The 20,185-nt window shown below is 63.9% G+C and carries 17 protein-coding genes; 6 read left to right on the top strand and 11 right to left on the bottom strand.

Annotation, left to right across the window (positions count from 1 at the left end; all coding sequences use genetic code 11):
- Positions 1 to 5: 5 nt before the first annotated feature.
- The 4 genes from ACFRJ9_RS00880 to ACFRJ9_RS00865 all read right to left on the bottom strand — a co-directional run bounded on the left by ACFRJ9_RS00880 (position 6) and on the right by ACFRJ9_RS00865 (position 4,410).
- A complete protein-coding gene (locus ACFRJ9_RS00880; RefSeq protein ID WP_377663399.1) occupies positions 6 to 902 on the bottom strand; it encodes a carbohydrate ABC transporter permease in 897 nt (298 codons plus the stop codon).
- 2 nt (positions 903 to 904) lie between these two features.
- Positions 905 to 1,852 (bottom strand): carbohydrate ABC transporter permease, encoded by a 948-nt coding sequence (locus tag ACFRJ9_RS00875; RefSeq protein WP_377663397.1) that lies wholly within the window; start codon positions 1,850 to 1,852, stop codon positions 905 to 907.
- Positions 1,853 to 1,888: 36 nt separating this feature from the next.
- Positions 1,889 to 3,223 (bottom strand): extracellular solute-binding protein, encoded by a 1,335-nt coding sequence (locus tag ACFRJ9_RS00870; protein ID WP_377663395.1) that lies wholly within the window; start codon positions 3,221 to 3,223, stop codon positions 1,889 to 1,891.
- A gap of 185 nt (positions 3,224 to 3,408) precedes the next feature.
- Positions 3,409 to 4,410 (bottom strand): LacI family DNA-binding transcriptional regulator, encoded by a 1,002-nt coding sequence (locus ACFRJ9_RS00865; RefSeq protein WP_377663393.1) that lies wholly within the window; start codon positions 4,408 to 4,410, stop codon positions 3,409 to 3,411.
- 197 nt (positions 4,411 to 4,607) lie between these two features.
- Here ACFRJ9_RS00865 and ACFRJ9_RS00860 point away from each other — a divergent pair, with 197 nt between their 5' ends.
- Positions 4,608 to 5,312 carry a TetR/AcrR family transcriptional regulator gene (locus tag ACFRJ9_RS00860; RefSeq protein WP_377663390.1) on the top strand — a complete coding sequence of 235 codons (705 nt, stop codon included), beginning with the start codon at positions 4,608 to 4,610 and terminating at the stop codon, positions 5,310 to 5,312.
- A gap of 27 nt (positions 5,313 to 5,339) precedes the next feature.
- On the opposite strand, the gene ACFRJ9_RS00855 is transcribed toward ACFRJ9_RS00860, so the two are convergent.
- On the bottom strand, positions 5,340 to 5,987 hold the full coding sequence (locus ACFRJ9_RS00855) for a LytR C-terminal domain-containing protein (protein WP_377663387.1): 648 nt from the start codon (positions 5,985 to 5,987) through the stop codon (positions 5,340 to 5,342).
- Between the two features lie 112 nt (positions 5,988 to 6,099).
- Positions 6,100 to 6,399 (bottom strand): type II toxin-antitoxin system VapB family antitoxin, encoded by a 300-nt coding sequence (locus ACFRJ9_RS00850; RefSeq protein ID WP_018778077.1) that lies wholly within the window; start codon positions 6,397 to 6,399, stop codon positions 6,100 to 6,102.
- 137 nt (positions 6,400 to 6,536) lie between these two features.
- On the opposite strand from ACFRJ9_RS00850, the gene ACFRJ9_RS00845 reads away from it, so the two are divergent.
- Together ACFRJ9_RS00845 and ACFRJ9_RS00840 are read left to right on the top strand one after the other, a co-directional pair.
- A complete protein-coding gene (locus tag ACFRJ9_RS00845) occupies positions 6,537 to 7,457 on the top strand; it encodes a hypothetical protein (protein ID WP_377663385.1) in 921 nt (306 codons plus the stop codon).
- 216 nt (positions 7,458 to 7,673) lie between these two features.
- Positions 7,674 to 9,089 (top strand): stealth family protein, encoded by a 1,416-nt coding sequence (locus ACFRJ9_RS00840; protein ID WP_377663383.1) that lies wholly within the window; start codon positions 7,674 to 7,676, stop codon positions 9,087 to 9,089.
- Here the strand turns inward: ACFRJ9_RS00840 and ACFRJ9_RS00835 are convergent, their stop codons facing one another.
- The 4 genes from ACFRJ9_RS00835 to ACFRJ9_RS00820 form a co-directional block, all read right to left on the bottom strand.
- Positions 9,090 to 10,055, bottom strand: coding sequence for a phosphodiesterase (locus ACFRJ9_RS00835; RefSeq protein WP_377663381.1), 966 nt, complete (start codon positions 10,053 to 10,055; stop codon positions 9,090 to 9,092).
- A 140-nt stretch (positions 10,056 to 10,195) separates the two neighbouring features.
- A complete protein-coding gene (locus ACFRJ9_RS00830; protein ID WP_377663379.1) occupies positions 10,196 to 10,678 on the bottom strand; it encodes a glutathione peroxidase in 483 nt (160 codons plus the stop codon).
- Positions 10,679 to 10,780: 102 nt separating this feature from the next.
- Positions 10,781 to 12,466 (bottom strand): M23 family metallopeptidase, encoded by a 1,686-nt coding sequence (locus tag ACFRJ9_RS00825; RefSeq protein ID WP_377663377.1) that lies wholly within the window; start codon positions 12,464 to 12,466, stop codon positions 10,781 to 10,783.
- Positions 12,467 to 12,623: 157 nt separating this feature from the next.
- Positions 12,624 to 13,001, bottom strand: coding sequence for a MarR family winged helix-turn-helix transcriptional regulator (locus tag ACFRJ9_RS00820; protein WP_377663375.1), 378 nt, complete (start codon positions 12,999 to 13,001; stop codon positions 12,624 to 12,626).
- Between the two features lie 96 nt (positions 13,002 to 13,097).
- Between ACFRJ9_RS00820 and ACFRJ9_RS00815 the strand changes: the two genes are divergently transcribed.
- Positions 13,098 to 14,540, top strand: coding sequence for an MFS transporter (locus ACFRJ9_RS00815; RefSeq protein ID WP_377663373.1), 1,443 nt, complete (start codon positions 13,098 to 13,100; stop codon positions 14,538 to 14,540).
- 39 nt (positions 14,541 to 14,579) lie between these two features.
- The gene (locus ACFRJ9_RS00810) at positions 14,580 to 15,491 is read left to right on the top strand and encodes an oxygenase MpaB family protein (RefSeq protein ID WP_377663371.1); all 912 of its coding nucleotides are present in this window, start codon (positions 14,580 to 14,582) and stop codon (positions 15,489 to 15,491) included.
- Positions 15,492 to 15,629: 138 nt separating this feature from the next.
- Here the strand turns inward: ACFRJ9_RS00810 and ACFRJ9_RS00805 are convergent, their stop codons facing one another.
- Positions 15,630 to 19,091, bottom strand: coding sequence for a bifunctional proline dehydrogenase/L-glutamate gamma-semialdehyde dehydrogenase (locus ACFRJ9_RS00805; protein WP_377663369.1), 3,462 nt, complete (start codon positions 19,089 to 19,091; stop codon positions 15,630 to 15,632).
- 123 nt (positions 19,092 to 19,214) lie between these two features.
- Here ACFRJ9_RS00805 and ACFRJ9_RS00800 point away from each other — a divergent pair, with 123 nt between their 5' ends.
- Positions 19,215 to 20,156: a LysR substrate-binding domain-containing protein gene (locus ACFRJ9_RS00800; protein ID WP_377663367.1), complete on the top strand. Its 942-nt coding sequence runs from the start codon at positions 19,215 to 19,217 to the stop codon at positions 20,154 to 20,156.
- Positions 20,157 to 20,185 lie beyond the last annotated feature (29 nt).

Here is a 20,185-nt window from a genome sequence, read left to right as displayed (position 1 = left end):
GCCGGTCAGGTTCCGGCGAGGCCCGTCGTCGCGACGCCTTTGATGATCTGGCGCTGGAAGAACAGGAAGACGACGATCAGCGGCAAGGCGGCAAGCAGGGCGGACGCCATGTTCTGGGCATATTGGACGCCGTACGCGCTCTTGATGGTCTGCAGGCCTACCGGGAGGGTGAGCAGGTTGCCGTCGTTGGTGGCGATGAACGGCCACAGGAAGTTGTTCCACGCACCGATGAAGACGAAGATCGCCACGGCTGCCAGGATGGGCCGGGACAACGGCAGGATGATCTGCATGAAGATCCGGAGGCGGCTGGCACCGTCCATCACGGCGGCTTCCTCGAGCTCACGCGGGATCTGGTCGAAGAACTTCTTCAGCACGAACACCATGGCCGGGTGGATGACTTGCGGCAGGATGATGGCCCAGGAGGTATCGATCAGCTGCAACGCCAGCATTTGGTAGAACAGCGGGATGATCAGCACGGGCGGCGGGATGATGATGGCTGCGATGATCACCGTCATCAGCACTTTCTTGCCCTTGAAATCGATTCTGGACAGGGCGTACGCCACCAGTGCCGAGATCACCAGCGTAATGGCGGTGATGGCCGCCGAGGTGTAAAGCGAGTTCCACGTCCAGAGCGGGATGTTGCCGTCCTGGAACACCTTGACGAACGCGTCCGCTGTGAAGCCCGACGGCGGAAACCAGCTGATCTTCGACGCCGACGCATCAGTCTCGGACTTGAAGGCGGTGACGGTAGCCCAGGCAAACGGGATGAGCCACAGCACGGCGATGAAGGCGGCGACGACTACCGCGGCAATCTTGCCGACGGTCAACTTCTTGCGCGGCTGCCGGATGATTTGGTCTGTGCTGGTGCGTGGTGCGGGTCGGGTGAGGGTAGGGGTTGCCATGGTTATGCACTCCTGCGGCGGGTAATGACGAACTGCATGACGGAAACCACCACAATCAGTCCGAAGAAGATGTAGGAGATGGCTGCGGAGTAGCCCAGCCGGTATCCGGTGAACCCGGTTTCAAAGATGTACTGGACCACGGGCCGGGTAGATCCGCCCGGTCCTCCCGCAGTCATCTGGTAGATCTGGTCAAAGACCTTCAGGGAAGCAAGGATCTGGAGCAACACAATCATCACGGTGGTGGGCGTGAGCTGCGGCAGTGTGATGGAGAAGAACTGGCGCCAGGCTCCGGCGCCGTCCAACGACGCTGCCTCATAGTGCTGTGCAGGGATGTTCTGCATGGCGGCCAGGTACAGCAGGAAGTTGAAGCCAACGGTCCACCAGAGGGTAGCAATCACGATCGACCACATGGCTACGTTGGGGTCGTTGAGCCAGCCCACTTTGGGTATGCCCAGCGAAGCCAGGAAATTGTTGATGAGGCCAAGCTGCGGGTTGTACATCCAGACGAAAAACAGGGACACAACCGTTGAGGCCAGCAGGAACGGGGCAAAATAGGACAGCCGCCACAGCCACTGGGCCGGCAGGCCGATGTTCAACAGCGCCGCCATGACCAGCGCAACCAGCACCAGCGGGACTGTGCTGATCACCGTGAAGTACAGCGTGTTGCCCAGGGAACGCCACATTCCCGCGTCGGCAAAGGCCTCGGCGTAGTTGGCAAAACCAATGAAGTTGTCGTTGGCGCCTGTCAGGGACTTGCCTGTGAGGCTCATGAAGAAGCCGGAGAGGAGCGGCCAGAGGAGGAAGACGAGGAAGAACACGAGGAACGGGGCTGCGAATCCCCAACCACTCAGGTTGTCCTTGTTCCTACGCAGCGATGGCCCGCGGTTGGCGCCTTGCCGTGGTGTTGTCCGGGACGGGCTGGTCCGCCGGGACACTGTAGAGGAACTCATGAAAGACTCCTTTGTCGCTCGGTGCGCTGGTGCCGGTCAGACCGGGTTGGGGCGGGAGAGAAGGTTGTTGGTGCGGGCCTCGAAGCCGTCCCAACCAGTGGCCGCCTTGTCGCGTCCAAGAAGCACGTTTTGGATGTGCTCGGCAAAGTAGGTCTGCCAGTCCGAGCCGGAGCCACTGAACCAGGCTTCGGGATCGTACGCGATGACGTCCGCCGCATTGGCGTAGTGGATCTGGGGCGTGAGCTCACGGTAGGCCTGCGATTTAACCACAGGCTGGAACGCGGGGATGTGCCCCGCCTCGGCCCAGGAAAGTGATCCCTTGAGGACGTCGCTGACGAACTTGTAGACATCGCGCCTCTTGTCCTCGCTGATGTTGAGTTGCCGGGGAAGGACAAAGGAATGTGAATCGGCGTAGGCCGCCGGGGTCCCGTAGAGCGTTGGGATGGTAGCGGCGTCCACCGGCAATCCCGCCTTCTTCATGGTGGGAAGTTCCCAGACGCCGCTGAACAGCATGCCTGATTCGCCCCGGACAAATTCGGCGATGCCGGTGTTGATATCGCCGCTCTTGGCAGCGATGGTGTCGTCGAAAAGCGATGCCATGAACTCCAACGACTCGATGGCAGCGTCGCGGTCCACCTTCATCGGCTGGCCCGGCGTCAGGACGATCTCCGCTCCGTGCTGCTTGTAGAGCGTGTAGAACAGCCGCCACATCTGTGATCCCAGGTTCAGGTAGCCAAACGAGAGGCCGTGGGCCTTGGTGACTTTTTGCATTTCCAAGGCCATGGCCTTGAAATCCTCAGGTGACGTGACTTCCTGGAGTTGGCCGTTGCTTTCGAGCATTCCGGCTTTTCCGGCCACGTCCGTGTTGTAGAACATGACGAAAGGGTGCGAATCCAGTGCAATGGAGAAGACTTTGCCGTTCTGTTGGCTCTTCTCCCAGATCCGCGGTGCGAAATCGGCGCTTGTCACTCCGTTCTCGGCGAGCAGGTCCAGGTCCCAGGGCTCTATGAGTCCGCCGGGCGCGTACCCGGGAACCCGGCTTGCGTGCATGATGGCTACCTCCGGTGGCCGTCCGCCTGCTGATGCCATAGCCAATTTGGTGTAGTACGGCGGGCCCCAGGCCAGCACAGTGGGGTGCACTTTGAAGCCAGAGTTCGCCTGGTTGGCACTGTTGATCATGGCCTGCATCTTGATGCCGTCACCACCGGACAGGAGGTGCCAGAAATCAATGTCCTGAACGGCCGAAGCCTGGGCGGTTCCGCCGCAGCCGGTGAGGCCGGTGGCCAGGAGGCCTCCGCCAAGGAGGGCCGATCCGGTCAATAACTGTCTCCGGGACAACTGTTTCCCGGTCAAAGATTCAAACTGCTTCACCCGTCACTCCTTTGGATGGGTCCGCTGAAAGGTCACTTCTTGTTGCGCAAAATCCGGCTCCGGCGCATCCCCTCGCCCGGGTAAAAGGTGGCCCGGGGGTGACGCAGGTCTCACATTACATCGTTGTAATGGAAGGGGCAAGAGAAAATTGTTAGCGCAAACAATTTCGCTTCGCCGGCCTCGCTTCAGCCGCGGCTGCTGTCCCTCTCCACGATGCTGTAGCCGACTTCAACAAGGCGCTGCCCGTGCCCCCTGTCCGCCATTCGTTCCGTGAGCAGGCGTATGGCTTCAGTGGCGATGGCACGTTTGTCGAACGAGACGGTGGTCAAGGACGGCACCGCATAACGCCCGTCCACAATGTCATCAAAGCCAGCCACCGCAATGTCATCGGGAACGCGCAAGCCCCTTTTCCACAGGGTATTCAAGGCACCAAGCGCCATGGAGTCCGTGAAACAGAAGAGCGCCTCGGGAAGCGGGTGCTCCTCCAGATACTCCATCAAGGAGTCTGCAGCAGCACCCGGGGTCCAGCTTTCGCAGGAAATCAATAACGACTCGTCCCGCTGGATCCCCAGCTCCTGCAGGGCTGCTTCATATCCCCTGGTCCGCTGAATGGCCGTAGCCGACTGGCGCCCACGGTTCACACCCAGCGCGGCGATGCGACGACGTCCGGGCCCAGCCAGCGCCAGGGTCAGGTCCCGTGCTGCGGCAAAGCTGTCCACAAAGACGCGGTCCGCCAGTTCCTGCGTGACTTCACCCAGCAGGACCACGGGAGGCAAGGCGATACCCACCTTGACCGCACTTTCGTCAAGTACCACAGGGTTGAGGATCAGTCCGTCGATCAGGTTGGACCGTGCCCGGGTCATCAGTTCCTGCTCGCGCTGCGGGTCCGAACCGGTTTCCTCGATTTGGACAATCCAGCCTTGCTCGTGCGCAACTTCCACAATGTTCTGGGCGATCTCCGCAGAGAAGGGAGTCGCCAGGTCCGGCAACGCCAAGGCAATGACGCCGGACCTCCCGTTTCGGAGCCCCCGCGCAGACAGGTTCGGGACATAGTCGAGCTCCTGCATGGCCTGTTCCACCCTGAGCCGCGTGGGGCCGCTCACCGGAACGATCCCGTTCATGACATTCGAGACCGTCTTGGGTGACACCCCTGCGCGGCGCGCGACGTCCTTGACCGTTGCGCGCAAGACGCCCCCTAGCTGCTGTTGTCCGGTTTTCCACGATGTTACGCGAGTCCGGGCACCAAGGAGTCCGTCCCTTGAGTCCCTTGATGCGTCCCTGATTGCCTGCAAGAAGGGGCCTTGAACCACCCCGAATGATGGCGGCACGGAGCGTCGCCGCCGTCCAGCAGGAGTTTGCTGACAGATCACTGTAAAGTGTCTATATGCCAAGGATCACGGCCGCCACGAACGCTGCCCAACGCGCCGAGACCCAACGTCGGATTCTGACCGCTTTCGGGGAACTGCTCTTCACCCACGGCCTGCCCGGGCTGACCATGACGGACGTCGCCCGCCACGCCGGAGTGGGCCGCACCGCCGTCTACAACTACTACGCGGACATGGAGCAGCTGCTCATCGCGTACGCCCTGGACGAGACCGAGCGCTTCATCGTGGACCTCCGCGATTCGCTGGCTGCGCTGGAGAACCCCGTAGACCGCCTGGCCCTCTACGTCCGCGCCCAGGTGGAGGACCTCAGCCGCCGCCATTTGCCGCCCGGCCCCGCAATGGCCGCAGTCCTCTCCCCCGGATCCTTCGCCAAGCTGGCGGACCACGTGGGGGACCTCAATATCCTGCTCCAGGACATCCTCAGCGACGGCGTCCGGCAGGGCTACCTTCCTGATATCGACGTCGGACAACTCGCGCGGCTCATTCACGGGACACTGTCCGCCAGCGCCGCACGACGCAACCGAACGCCCGACGGCGATGCTCCCCCGCCGCCCCCAGCCTCCGACGTCGAGGCCCACACCGAGCAAACGGTGCGATTCATCCAGTTGGGTGCCGGAGCGCGCTTTGACGACGACGGCAGGCCCGTCCGCCTGGACGACCTGACGAGCCTTCGCACGGATAGCGCCCCCAAAAGCCCGGTCTAGGCAGGAACCGTCCAAGAACTCCGGGTGCTACTGGCCCGCAGGGAGGGTGGGGATGACCGGCCATTTTGAGGTGTCCGCGATCCGCAGGTCTTCCCGGGGACAGCTGAGCATTCCCGGGGTCTGGTCCACCAGTTGCGGCTCCACCAAACCCTCGTAGCCGGGGGTCAGGATGACATCCACGGATTCATCCTCCCGGTTGTCCTGGAAGTAGTCAGTCCCGGCGAGGTTGCGCTGGACGTTGAGCGCCGCGGCTTGTCCCTTGACGCCGGAGACCACCACGCCGATTCCCGAGTACGCGGTATCGCTGTTGTCCACCGCTCCCACCTTGTAGCCGCGGGCTACGAATTGGTCCGCGACGGTGCGGGCCAATCCGCCACGGGACGTGGCATTGAAGACGTTGAGGTTCACTGTTTCGTTCGGAATGTAGTCGAACGTGGTGGTGGGACAAAGACTGGTAGCCGCTTTGCTGGCGATCGCCGTGGGGACTTTGATCATGCCGTTCATGATCGCCCAGGCACCCACTGCTCCGGCAGCGATGACGCCTACCAGGAGGACCAGGACAATCCCGTGGAACAGGCGGCGCCCGAAGCGGCTGCGGGGCGCCCGGGCATCATCGGCGAACGTTGCGCGAAGCTCCGGTCCAGTCACCACGTGATGCCCGTGAAGCTGGGTCACGTCCTTGGGACGCTTCCGTTTCCTTGGTTGCTTCTTTGGCTGCGATTGCGTCGACTCCGCGGGCATGCCTTGACCCGGAGGGTCAATGGTGTCCTGCTCCGGGGCTGACGGCCTAGCCATCGATCACCAACACGCGTGCGTGGATCGCCGTCCTCTGGTGGAGGGCCGTACGGACAGCACGGTGAAGCCCGTCCTCGAGGTACATGACGCCCTGATACTGGACGACGTGCGGGAACAGATCACCGAAGAAGGTTGAATCCTCAGCCAACAATGCCTCCAAATCCAGCGTGCGCTTGGTAGTTACAAGATCATCGAGTCGGACCGGGCGCGGTGGCAGTGCCGCCCAGTCCCTCGGCGCGGAGTATCCATGGTCAGGGTACGGGCGTCCCTCGCCCACAGCTTTGAAGATCACCCTGCAAGCCTATGGAAGTTGCCGCCCTAACGGAACTTGTGAGTCCCGGCACATTGAGGTTGTGGCCAAAAGGTGACTATCCGTTCGCCGTGCGTCATAGCTGTGATGCGCGCCGGGTGGACTGACAGAATAGGGGCATGACTCAACCGCACCAAGGTACTGACCGGACCGCTGCCCACGCCACGCCCGCACTGGCGTTGCTGCTGGACGTTGATGGCCCCATTGCCAGCCCTGTGACGCGCGACGTCAAACCGGACATCATCACGGACCTCGTTGCCCTGGCGTCTGCCGGCATCCCGGTGATTTTCAACACCGGCCGCTCGGACTCGTTCATCAGCGAGCAGGTCATGGCCCCGATGATTGCTGCGGGAATGCCTGCCGGCACCCTCATCCATGCCATTTGCGAGAAGGGTGCCGTCTGGTTCAGCTACACGGCCGAAGGTCCCGGCCCCATCCACGTGGATCATGGGCTCGCGGTCCCCAAGGCTTACGGGGACGATATCCGCAGACTGGTCGCCGAGGATTACTCCGCGCACATGTTCTTTGACGAGACCAAACGGGCCATGGTTTCCGTGGAGCAGCACCTGGAAGTGACCAGCGCCGACTACTTGGCCGAGCAGAAGCTCTTCGACGCCGACGCCCTGGACATCATGGGCCGCCACGGCCTCAATGCCGCGATCCTGGACCACCACGCACCGGAATCCGACGACGCCGCGGACTACCGCCTGGACCCCACCATCATCTCCACGGACATCGAATCGGTCCGCCTCGGCAAGGACCTCGGAGCAAGCCGCGCCGTGGAACTCCTGGCGGCCCAAGGCATCACCCCGCTGGCCTGGCGTACAGTGGGCGATTCCCGCACGGACTATGCCATGGCAGACTGGCTTCACCACAACGACCACGACGTGAAGCACGTGGATGTCCGGCCCGCAGACGGCGTTCCGGTGAAGCCCTACACCATCCTGACGGCCGCTGACCTGGAACTGGCGGACGACGTGATCCACGACGACGCCGGCGGCGCCTTCCTCCGCAGCTGGCGCGAGGCACTTTCCATCTAGCAGCAGCGCATCCCGCACCCTAACGATCCCGGAGAAACAGCCATCACTCAAGCACAGGTCGATCCGATTTACCACGGCAGCCCGTCCATAGAAGAAGACGCGATCGCCGAGGCCGTCTCGCCTGCCGTCGTCGCGCATCTTAAGCACAGGTCCGACGTCGTCCGTCACCGTGGGCGGTACGCCCTGGTCAACAGCGACCTCACCCCGCAACAGGCCATGGTGTCCGATCTCCTGGCCGTCAGGGCCGCGCTGGACGCCGCAGGTGTCGATTTCATCCTGGTGCGCGGCAATGATGAGCGGCCTGTCATCGCGGTCGATTGGGAGGCGCGCAAGGACGTCCGTGAAGCCTTGGTTGCCGCCTTCCGCAACGAGCCGTTCTATTCCATGACGGTTGACTCGAAGAAGAAGACTTCCAGGTTGGTGGCTGACGGGGAACTCGCCGCCAACCGGAAGGCCAGAATCTTCCGCCTTTACCGCCCCAGGGTGGAGCCGGGTGGCGGTCTTTGGTACGGCCCGGCCCTTGGCGTGCAGCTTGAGCTGTGGAGATTCGAGGGCAACCACCTGGAGCTCCCGGTGGAGAATTCACTGACGCGCCGCACCATGCTGCGCCAGGACGCTGTCCGCGGCACAGTCCAGCGGCACGGCCTCGTGTGGCCCACCATCGAGAACATGTTCGCGGACCACGCCAGCGACATCGACTTCGACGTCGACATCGTTTTTTCGTGGGTGGACGGCAGCGACCCCGAGTACATTGCCAGGAGGCGCGCCCAGCAGGCCGAGACTGTCCTGGGCGAGGGAGATGACCACGAGGCACGCTTCCGCCAGATCAATGAGCTGAAGTACGCGCTGCGGTCCGTGCACATGTTTGCGCCCTGGATCCGGCGGATCTTCATCGCCACCGATTCGCCCGCACCTGCCTGGCTGGCCGACCACCCGTCGGTGACCATTGTGCGCAGCGAGGAATTCTTCGCTGATCCCTCAGTCCTGCCCACCCACAATTCGCAGGCGGTGGAATGCCAACTCCACCACATCGAAGGCCTGTCTGAGCACTTCCTGTATTCCAACGACGACATGTTCTTCGGCCGTCCCGTGGGCCCGGATACGTTCTTCACGCCCGGTGGCATCACCAAGTTCATCGAGGCTGACACCCGTATTGGCCTGGGCGAGAACGACGCCGAACGCAGCGGATTCGAAAATGCTGCACGAGTCAACCGCAAACTGCTGTGGGAGCGATTTGGCCGGATTACCACCCGGCACCTGGAACACACCGCCGCTCCCCTGCGGCGCAGCGTGGTGGCCCGGATGGAGAAGGAATTCCCGGCCGAGTTCGCCAAGACCGCCGGCAGCCGGTTCCGGGCTGCTGACAACATCTCGGTGACCAACTCGTTCTACCACTACTACGCGCTGCTCACCGGACGTGCCGTCACGCAGACCAATGCGAAGGTCAGGTACGTGGACACCACCATGTGGGCAGGACTTCACTACTTGCCCAAGTTGCTGGCCAAGCGGCACATGGACTTCTTCTGCCTGAACGACGGCAGCTTCCCCGAGGTTGCAGGGGAAGAGCGCGCCGAGTTGGTGACCGACTTCCTGGAGAAATACTTCCCGGTCAAGGCACCTTGGGAGAAGTAGTCAGGGCACCCGGGGCGAAATAAGCGGCAGGGAAGAAGTGTGGGTCCCCGGAGAAGTATGGGCGCCCACCCGGGACTCGTGCGGAATCCGGATGCCGGCATCGGCCAGCCTCCGCTGAACCTCCGCAGCGTCCACCGGCTCCCCCACGGTCACACCGCCTGACATGGGCACCACCGAATGAACGATCGTGTGCTCATAGACGTGGATCATGTTGTACGACTGAGCCCCGTCGCGCCCGCGCTGGCCACCGGCACGCACGCCAAGATCCTGCGTGTAACAAGTCGCTGAGGCGACCGATACCGGGATGCCGGCGAAGCCCGCCGTCGTGGAGTAATGCAGATGGCCACCCAGGATGGTGCGGACGTCCGTATTACGGACGACGGCGGCCAGTGCGGCTTGGCCGCGCAACTCCACCAGCACCGCGAGGTCCTGGACGCACGGGACAGGCGGGTGGTGCAGCGCCAGGATGGTGCCGTCCGGGGCAGGAGTGGCCAGTTCCGAGGCCAGCCACTCAAGCTGGGCCTCCGACAACTCGCCATAGTGGTAGCCAGGGACGGTGGTGTCCAAAGTGATGATGCGCAGTCCGTTGACGAAGTAGCTGCGGTCCACGGGGTCCTGGGGCTTGCTGGATTCTGAGGCATCAGCGAACGCGGAGCGGAAGTTCGCACGGTTGTCGTGGTTGCCCATGGCCCAGATCGCCTTGGCTCCCAGGGCGTTGCAGACCGGTTCGATCATCTCGCGGAGCCGCTTGTATGCTTCGAGCTCGCCCCGGTCCGCGAGGTCTCCGGTGAAGATGATGGCCTCGGGCTTGATCTTGGAGGCGATGATCTGGTCGCAGATCTCCTGGAGCCGGGTGGCGCTGTCGACAGAACCGTAAAGCGTGCCCGGACCACCCACCAGGTGAAGATCGCTCAGGTGCAAAAGCACATGACCCGGTTTGGGGTACTCGGCCTCGATGAGCTCCATAGCTTGCCTTAGCGTTTGGTGGGAGACGGCGTCTCCCGTGTCAATCCAGTAGGGCCAATCCAACCAGACAACTAGCCAACAACTGGCTAACTTCCGGCGGAATGTTGGAAAATTACTTTTCTCCCTTCAGGTCTGATCAGTTATGCCAAAGCCTTTTCCACTGCTTTCAACAGGTCTTCGGAGTCAGGCTCCACCGCGGATGGGAACCTGGCAACCAACCCGCCCTCGCGGTTAATGACGAACTTCTCGAAGTTCCACTTCACCTTGACCGGCTGACCATCGCCGTCCTGGGTCAGCTCGGCAAACAGGGGGTGCTGCTCCTTGCCCAGGACATTGGCTTTGCTGGTCAGCGGGAAGGAGACGCCGAAGTTCCGCTCACAGAATTCCGCGATTTCCTCGTCCGCGCCAGGCTCCTGCCCACCGAATTGGTTGCAGGGCACGCCAAGGACCTCAAGGCCCTGCTCACGGTATTTCCCGTAGAGCTCCTCCAGGCCCGAGTACTGGCGGGTGTAGCCGCACTTGGAAGCGACGTTCACAACCAGGACCGCTTTCCCCGCGAAGCGTCCGAAGTCCGCTTCGGAGCCATCGTTGAAGGTGAGGGGAATGCTGTACAGGCTGGTCATGTGATCGCTTCCTGACGACGTCGGCTGGCGGGATCGCCGCCATCGAGCTTACGGGAGCTGCCTTGGACCGCGAAACGCAGGGGGGTGCCTGCGTCACGCGGACTAGGGCTTGGGAAGGATGAGTGTGGACAGGGGCACGATCACGCCGTCCGGACGTTGGACCAGGTCAGGTGCGATCAGGATGTAGCCGGGTGGCAGGACCACGGCCGGGAGCGTTGCAGCCAATGCCCCGATGGGACTGGGGGCAGGAGCCGGCGCTGCAGGGGCGGCCGGAGCGACGGACTGCGTCACTGCGGCGGGAGCGGGCGCGGGAAGTACAACTGGTGCAGGAGCTACTACGGCTGGTGCAGGAACCACTGCTGCGGGAGCAGGGGCGACAGGTGCCGGGACTTCCGGTGCCGGAACGGCGGGAGCAGGTGCGGCCGGGGCCGGTGCTGCAGGTGCCGGGACTTCCGGTGCCGGAGCGGCGGGAGCAGGTGCGGCCGGCGGCGGAGCGCTGGCGGACTGGGATGCAGCTGGCTCCGGAGCCGTGGAAACCCTCGGCGACACGGTGGTGGTTGCCGGTGCCGTGGTCGACGACGACGGGGTTGGAGTAGGCGTCGGGGTAGGCGTTGCTGTGCCTGTGGGTGTCGGGGTAGGCGTTGCCGTGCCAGTCGGCGTCGGCGTCGGTGTCGGTGTGGGTGTCGGCGTCGGCGTTGCCGTGCCAGTCGGCGTCGGTGTCGGTGTCGGCGTCGGCGTCGGCGTCGGCGTCGGCGTCGGCGTCACCGTAACGGAAGGCGAGGGGGTCGGCGTCGGCGTCTGGCTGGCAGGCGGATTGATCGTCGGAGTAGAAGTGACCGGCGGTGCCGTGGTGGGCGGAACCACTACGGGCAGCGCAACTGGCTCTTCGTGCTCGCCGCCGATGACGGCGCGGTTGGTGCCGTCAGCTACCGGTACGGCCCACTGAGGCGTGGCCGAGCTGCCGGTGCCCACTCCGGGCTGGTAGTTCACCATGGTGATGTTCTGCAGCGGATCAATCTGCCGCATGGGCAGATAAGTCCAGCCGTTGGGGTTGGTGTGCAGTCCGTTCACGATGGTCTCGAAGTGGAGGTGGCAGCCCGTGGACCAGCCGGTGGTTCCAACCTGGGCAATGACCTCGCCCACCCGCACTGATTGGCCTTGCGTCACGCCGATGGCCTGCAGGTGGTTGTACGTGGTGACCAGGCCATTGCCGTGTTCGATCTCCACGCGGTTGCCGCCACCCCAGATGTGCCATCCGACGGCACGGACCACGCCGGCATCGGCAGCATAGACGCGAGTACCGCAGGCTGCGGCGTAGTCCTGGCCCCAGTGGAACTCACCGGCAAGGCCCGTCAAAGGGCTGTAGCGGTAGCCATAGGGCGAACTTGGGTTCAGGACCTCAAGAGGTGCGTACAGGCTGCCGCTGGGTGGCCTGGAAAGGCCTGCGGACGCCACAGTGAGTCCAGTGGATCCGTCTTTGCTGACGGTGCGGACCATGGCCCGGTCAAAAAAGACCATGGGCGTTCCGGGTAGCTGGACGGGCGGCTCGACAGCTGGGTCGATCACCATGGTTTCGGCCTCTGGAGGCGTCAGGGTGCCCAACGCTGCGGGACCTACCACGCCCTGCGCCATGGCGCCGTCCACCGATCCCGTGGAAACGGAATTCAGTGGTTGGAAGCCAAAGGCGAAGAAAGCCAGAACGGCGAGGCTTCCGGCGATAAGGACGCGGCGGAAACCTTCGGTGCTCACCAGGTCAATGACCCGGTCTGATTCATGATGCTTGCCCACAAAACACTCCCCAAAGCCAGCGGCACCAAACCCCAGCCTGGCGTGCAAGCACCATTGTTGCGGGAATCACCATGAAAATAAAGGCTTCTCCGATGCTTGCAACAGAAAGGTTCGCTCAGTTTTAGCTCAAGACATCTTGAGCTTGAGAAAGGGCGGCTTAGCCCAGGTTTTCCTTGAGCAGCGCGCGGTGCTCCACGGCGGCCGTGGCATGCAGGGCGCGGCCCGTTTCCGTCAGCTCCAGGAACAGCGAACGGCGGTCATCCTCGCACGTTTGACGTGACACCAATCCCGCCTTTTCCAAGCGGTCCACCACTTTGGAGACAGCGCTTTGGGTCATGGGGGTGCGCTCCCCCAGGGACTTCATGCGGCACGCGGATTCTTCGCTTTCGGCCACCAGGTCAAGGATTTCGAACTCATTCAGGCCGATGTCGAACTTGGCTTCCAAGGCGCGGTCAATTGCTCCCGCGGTACGGAAGTAGGAGTTCTGGATGCTGCGCCACTGCTCAACCAGCTGACGGTCACGCGTCGTTGCCATGCCCTGATTCTAGTTCATGACGCCGTTAGAATCCACGTCATAAGATGACACGTCATATTCCTTGTCATTGAATGACGTGTCATATACATTGAACGCATGACTTCACCCACCACCCTCAAAACCTCCGCCGAGCCACCCTTGGTCTCAGCCGTCCGCTGGACGCGGTCCCAGTGGCTGCTGCTCATGGTTGTATGCACCGTCCTGGCCCTCGACGCCCTGGACGTCTCCATGGTTGGCGTTGCCCTGCCATCCATCGGGCGGGAGCTCAACCTCGGAACCGACTCCCTGCAGTGGATCGTGTCCGCTTACGTCCTGGGCTACGGAAGCCTGTTGCTCCTTGGTGGCCGACTCGCGGACCTGCTGGGCCGCCGTCGTATCTTCCTCATTGCGTTGACGGTGTTCGCCGCAGCCTCGCTCCTTGGCGGGCTGGTGGACGATCCCGCCATCCTCATCGCAACGCGTTTCATCAAGGGACTTGCAGCGGCCTTCACTGCGCCCGCTGGCTTCTCCATCATCACCACCAGCTTCGCGGAGGGCCGCGAGCGCAACAGGGCGCTGTCCATCTTCACCACCTTCGGTGCCAGCGGGTTCTCGCTGGGCCTGGTGGTAGGCGGCCTGATGACCAGCCTGAGCTGGCGCTGGACGTTCCTGGTCTCGGTGCCGATCGCCGTCGTCGTGGTCCTGATGGGTATCAAATACATCCCCAAGGACAAGCCGTCCGCCGAAAACAGCGGGCACGATATTTGGGGAGCCGTGACGCTCGCGCTGGGCATGCTCGGCCTCGTGTACACCTTGGTTTCAGCACCGGAGCAGGGCTGGGGATCTGTGGCAACAATCGCCGGATTCGCAGTTTCTGTTGCCGTGCTGGCAGCCTTCGCGGTGATCGAAAACAAGGTCAAGCACCCGCTGATCCGCTTCAGCATCCTCAAGGAAGGCTGGGTTGCGCGGGCCAATCTGAGCGCGGTGGGGCTCTTCGGCTCCTACCTGAGCTTCCAGTTCATCCTGACCATGTACCTGCAGTCCGTCCTGGGCTGGTCGCCGTTGGGGATGGCGCTGGCCCTGCTTCCCACGGGATTGTTGGTGGCCAGCAGCGCACCCTTCGCCGATCGGCTGATTGAGAAATTCGGTGCCACCCAGCTCATCATCACTGGCCTCACGGCGCTCGGATTGGGCTACGTCCTGTTCCTACGGGTGGGTACCTCGCCGAACTACGTCCTGGACATCCTGCCCTCGGTCATCCTCCTGGGCATCGGCTTTGCCCTGGCGTTCCCTTCCATCAACGTGCAGGCGACGGCCGGCATCCGCGACTCGGAGCAGGGCCTGGCCGCCGGGTTGATCCAAACAAGCACCCAGGTCGGCGCAGCTTTGGTTCTCGCGGTCACCACGGCCATGGTCAGCGGGCACGGACAGGCCGCCGGGACCGTGAATGCCCAGGCCATGCTGGAGCAGTACCGGCCGGGACTCATCCTGAGTGCCGCCGTCGCGATTGCTGCCCTGCTGGTGGCAGCCGCGCCGTCCCGGCGCAAGATCCGCGCCTAGCTCTGTACACCTCCGCCAAACAGCGGTCGAATTGAAGGCATGAGGAACTACCTCACCGAGTACAGGCACGAACTCCAGCGGACCTTCACAGGGACGTCGGGCACCCCGCCTGAGTGGGTGCCGCGACTCGCGGACGGGAACGACGCCGGATATCACCTTCCGGGGTCGGCCGTCTGGGCGGTCCACGGCCATGTGGCCACCATCGTAGCGGGGATCAGGGTCCTGCTGATGCAGGCCCTGCACCCCGGCGCGCTGGCGGGAGTGTACGAACATTCGGATTTCCAGAAGGACCCCTTGGGGCGCTTGGCGAACACCGTCCGGTGGATCTTCACAGTCACCTACGGATCAACGGAGGCTGCCGAAGCCGCAACGTATAGGGTCCGGAAAATCCACGAGCGCGTCCGCGGAAGCTACGTGGACGGCAACGGCACCCTGCGGGAGTACGCCGCCAACGATCCCGAGCTTCTCCGCTGGGTCCATGTGACCTACGCGGACTCGTTCATCACCGCCAACCGCATCTGGGGGCGGCCGATCCCCGGCGGACCCGATGCCTACGTCCGGGAGTGGGCCGCGGCCGGCAGGCTCATGGGGGTGGAGAATCCCCCGCTCACCGAAGCGCAGGTCCGCGACGAATTGGAAGCCTGGTATTCCTCCGGGGTGCTGCGGTCCGACGAGCGTCTCGCCGAGACCGTATCCTTCATCCGGTACCCTCCACTGAGCCCGCTGCTCAAGCCCGGTTACCGCATTCTGTTCGCGGCCGCCGTCGCGAGCCTTGAACCCAGGTACCGCACCATGCTGGGGATCCGCGCCGCTCGGCTTGGCCCGATCCCCTGGCCCGTGATCACCGCAGCCAGGGCGGTGCTGTGGATGGTTCGCCTGGCCCTGGGCTCCCATGGACCGAGCGAACAAGCTGCCCGGCAGAGGTTGCAGAGGCTCGGCTACGCCGTTTGAATGCCTTCGCCGAGGGGTGAGTTCTCACCTCTTTCGCACGCCAATAACGCCGAAAGCTAACCCCTCGGCGAGACCTCACGTGATGTGGGGTTCGCCGAGGGGTTAGCTTTCAACTTTTACGCCTCCCGGCGGGCGGCCTTAGATCAGGTGGTCCGAGAGGTGGTTCGGGGTACCGAAGCGGTGCGCGGTGATGGACACGGCCTGCTCGCGGAGGAACGGCAGGATTTCGATACGGCCAGCCTGGGTCACCTCACCGTGGTAGACCGCGACGTCCGGGCGGCCACCCATTGCTGCGCTCAGCGCGGCGAAGTCTCCACCGATCAGGCGGATCCGGCCGGCGTCGAAGTTTGCCGCACGGGCCAGCCACGCGGCGTCGTCCTCGATCCGGACGCTGACGCCCAGGTTCGCGAACACGGTCACCACGGCGTCGGGAAGTACGACGGCGGAGCTCACCTTGAGCGCCGAACCCGCCACTGCGCCGGCTGCTACGACGCGGAGCAGCTCAGCGAGTCGCCCGCCTTCGGAGAGACGGATGGTCACGGGGAGGGAGCGGTAGCGGAAGACGTTGCGCTCTGCGGAGAGGGCGGAGACGTCCTTGCTGGTGCCGAATTCGGATTCCCATGCTGCGGCATCGCTGAAGAGCGACTGCTGGAGGGTCTGAAGTTCCTCGGCGGTCACGTCAGCGGACTTGGCGGCGGCGAGGAGCTGGGCGGCAGCACCCTGGAGCACGGTGCCGCGCTTGGCCTTGGCTTCGGCGGGGAGCCAGCTGCCCAGGCCGATCAGGTAGTTGGGTCCACCGGCCTTGGTTCCGGCGCCCACAGCGGACTTCTTCCAGCCACCGAACGGCTGACGCTGGACGATCGCACCGGTGATGCCGCGGTTGACGTACAGGTTTCCGGCCTGGATGGTGTCCAGCCAGACGCCCATTTCTGCGGAATCCAGGGAGTGCAGGCCAGCCGTGAGGCCGTACTCGATCTCGTTCTGGATAGCGATGGCTTCCTCGAGGGTTTCAGCGGTCATGACACCCAGCACCGGGCCGAAGAACTCGGTCAGGTGGAAGTAGGAGCCGCGCTTGACGCCCGAACGGATGCCCGGAGACCACAGACGGCCCGTCTCGTCGAGGCGCTCGGGCTTGACGGCCCAGGTCTCGCCGTCGCCCAGGGTGGTGAGGGCGTTGAGGAGCTTGCCGTTGGCCGCTTCGATGATCGGCCCCATCTGCGTTGTGGCGTTGTCCGGGTAGCCAACGGTCAATGAACGCGCGGCGTCGACGAGCTGGTTGTGGAAGCGGGCGCTCTTCGCGACCGAACCCACCAGGATCACCAAGGAAGCGGCCGAGCACTTCTGGCCGGCGTGACCGAATGCCGAGTACACGACGTCCTTGGCAGCGAGGTCCAGATCAGCACTCGGGGTGACGATGATGGCGTTCTTGCCGGAGGTCTCGGCGAGCAGCGGCAGGTCCTGGCGGAAGGAACGGAACAGCTCAGCCGTTTCGTAGCCACCGGTGAGGATGACGCGGTCAACGCTCGGGTGCGAGACCAACTGGGTGCCCAGCGCACGCTCTTCGAGCTGCACCAGCGCCAGGACTTCACGCGGCACACCGGCTTCCCAGAGCGCGTCCACCATGACCGAACCGGAGCGGCGGGCCTGCTTTGCCGGCTTGATCACGACGGCGGAGCCTGAGGCGAGCGCTGCGAGCGTCGAGCCTGCGGGGATCGCCACCGGGAAGTTCCACGGCGGGGTCACTACGGTGAGGCTTGCTGGGACGAACGTGGCGCCGTCGACCGTTTCCAGGTCTTTGGCACGCTCGGCGTAGTAGTGGGCGAAGTCGATTGCTTCGCTGACCTCGGGGTCGCCTTGGTCGATGGTCTTGCCGGTTTCGGAAGCCATGACTTCAAGGAGCTCGGCGCGACGCGCTTCAAGGACCTCGCCGGCACGGTGCAGGATGGCTGCACGCTCGGCAGCGGGGCGGGCGCCCCAGGCCTTGCCGTGGTCCACGGCGGTAGCGATGATCTGGTCCAGGTGGGCGGCGTCGGAGACCTTGGTGGATTCAACGATCGCGTCGCCGGCGGTGGAACCGGGGATGCGGCTGAGGATGTCGCGGCCCCAGGCGCGGTTGGCCGGGAGTGCAGGGTCAGTGTCCGGGGTGTTGCTGAAGCCCTCGAGCGGGGCGGGCTCGGCCGGGAGACGACGGTCCTGTTTGCGGTTCGGCGCCGGGACTTCGTCGGTCAGCTGCGCGAGGGAGTCCAGGAAGCGCTGCTGTTCACGCTTGAAGAGTCCCTCGTTTTCGCTCAGTTCGAAGACAGCGGACATGAAGTTTTCCTGGCTGGCGCCTTCTTCGAGGCGGCGGATCAGGTACGCGATGGCGACGTCGAACTCGCCCGGGTGGACCACCGGTGTGTAGAGCAGGAGGCTGCCGACGTCCTTGCGGACCGCGGTGGCCTGGCCGGTTGCCATGCCCAGCAGCATCTCGAACTCGATGCCTTCGGTCACACCGCGCTGCTTGGCCAGGAGCCAGGCAAAGGCGACGTCGAACAGGTTGTGGCCGGCCACGCCGATGCGCACGGCGTCAACGCGTTCCGGAGTCAGGGCGTAGTTGATGACGCTCTTGTAGCTGGTGTCAGAGTCCTGCTTGGTGCCCCACGTGGCCAGCGGCCAATCGTGCAGCGATGCTTCCACCTGCTCCATGGGGAGGTTGGCGCCCTTGACCACGCGGACCTTGATGGGCGCGCCACCGTTGGCGCGGCGGGCTGTGGCCCATTCCTGCAGTTCCTGCATGGCGCCGAGGGCGTCCGGGAGGTAGGCCTGCAGCACGATCCCGGCTTCGAGGTTCTTGAACTCGGGCATGTCCAGGATGCGCTTGAACACCGCAATGGTCATGCTGAGGTCCTTGTACTCCTCCATGTCCAGGTTGATGAACTTGGGCTTGGGGAAGGACGCTGCGAGGCGGTAGAGCGGGGTGAGCTTCTCCACCACGTGGTCGACGGCTTCGTCGAAGGCCCACGGGGAGTGCGGTGCCACGGTGGAGGATTCCTTGATGGAGACGTAATCCACGTCATCGCGGGCAAGGAGCTTGAGGGTGCCTTCCAGGCGGCGCTGTGCTTCATGCTCGCCCAGGACTGCTTCGCCGAGGAGGTTCACGTTCAGGTGCACGCCATCCTGGCGGATCTTGGCGATGGCCGGACCCAGCTTGGCGTCGGTGGCGTCCACGATCAGGTGGCCCACCATTTCACGGAGCACGCGGCGTGCGATCGGGATGACTACCTGCGGGACGATCGGAGCCATGACGCCACCCACGCGGACAGCGCTGCGCATGTACCACGGGAGGAACTTGGGCACCTTGGGCGCCAGTTCTGCCAGTTTGCGGCCGGCGACCGAGAGATCCTCGGGGCGGATGACGCCGTCGACGAATCCAACCGTGAAGTCAAGGCCGTTCGGGTCCTTCAGGACCCCGGCAAGGCGCTGCGCGGAAACGTCAACCGGGATCTTGCCGGCTTCAGTCAGCCAGTGGCGGACCAATGCGATGGCTTCCTGTGCCAGGGCATCGAACTGCCCTGAATCCTGGGTGCGCGGGGCGGTGGCATCCGGGATGGTGCTGGTCATGAGGGCTCCTTTTGAAGCGGAGAAGTTTGTTTGTTTCCATCAGTATGGATCTACAATCACGTTAGGAAAAGCGATCTTTTCTGACGAATATTCATTAATCATTCCGATCCTTTGGAGGCTGCCTTGCTGGACGTCCGCAGGCTGCGTTTGCTGCACGAATTGAAGATCCGCGGAACCCTCGCCGAGGTAGCCGATGCCATGCAGTACAGCCCCTCCTCAGTGTCCCAGCAGCTCACCCTCCTGGAGAAGGAAGCCGGGGTGGAACTGCTCCGCAAAGCGGGCCGCCGCGTCCAATTGACGCCCCAGGCCGAGATCCTCGTAGCGCACACCGCAGCCCTGCTGGAGACCCTGGAACGTGCGGAAACGGAACTGGCAGCGTCCCTGTCCATGGTGACCGGAACGGTGCGCCTTGCCGTTTTCCAGTCGGCTGCACTGGCCTTGCTGCCCGATGTCCTCAGCATCATGCGGCAGGAATACCCCGAGGTCCGGGTGGAAATGACCCAGCGCGAACCCGAGACGGCGCTCTATGAAACGTGGGCGAGGGACTTCGACATCGTGGTGGCCGAGCAATATCCCGGACACGCCGCACCGCACCACCCGGGACTGGACCGCGTCACGCTCACCAGCGATGCCATCCGCCTGGCCACTCCCCCGTTGGGTCGGGGTGGCGAGTCCGTTGCATCCCTCGCCGATACCGCCTCCATGCCGTGGGTCATGGAACCCCGCGGCGCAGCGTCAAGGCACTGGGCCGAGCAGGCCTGCCGATCCGCCGGCTTCGAGCCCGATGTGCGCTACGAAACGGCAGACCTTCAAGCACAGATCCGGCTCATCGAATCCGGGAACGCCGTGGCCCTCATGCCGGACCTCGTATGGACGGGCCGCACCCGCCCCGTCCAACTGTTGGACCTCCCGGGCCTACCCAAGCGGACCGTGTTCACCTCCACTAGGACGGCGGGCCGGATCCACCCGGCGATCCTGGCGTGCCGTGAAGTGCTGGAGCGCGTGGCTGCGGCGCAGCAGGTTGACGCGGAGCAGCAGGCAGATGCATCCCAGCTAACCGACTGACCCGGGCTGGGCGGACCGAAAGCGGGTGC

The sequence above is a fragment of the Paenarthrobacter sp. NPDC056912 genome (assembly GCF_042786555.1).
GTDB lineage: Bacteria > Actinomycetota > Actinomycetes > Actinomycetales > Micrococcaceae > Arthrobacter.
The sequence above is the reverse complement of the archived record's forward strand: the minus strand, read 5'-3'. Positions and strand labels throughout refer to the sequence as shown.